At 63.6% G+C, this 209-nt stretch carries 1 protein-coding gene; it reads left to right on the forward strand.

What is annotated here, in order from left to right:
- Positions 1-209: hypothetical protein (locus ACM6IN_RS22060; protein ID WP_414916711.1), on the forward strand; the 209-nt coding region annotated here is incomplete at both ends.

Here is a 209-nt window from a genome sequence, read left to right on the forward strand (position 1 = left end):
GCGACGCCCGGCGACACGGTGACCGTGACGCTGGGTAGCGACCAGGCCAGCGCCGAGGTGCGGGACAACCGGACGTGGTCGGTAACGCTGGAGCCCGGTCAAGACGAGGGCAATCATGAGCTGGACGCTGTGGCGGCCTGCGAAGGGTTTATATCCGATAGCGCGAAACGCACGCTTCAGCTGGCAACTTATCTGCCCACCATTGAGAT

The organism is Pseudomonas sp. IT-P395 (genome assembly GCF_949767675.1).
Taxonomy (GTDB): domain Bacteria; phylum Pseudomonadota; class Gammaproteobacteria; order Pseudomonadales; family Pseudomonadaceae; genus Aquipseudomonas.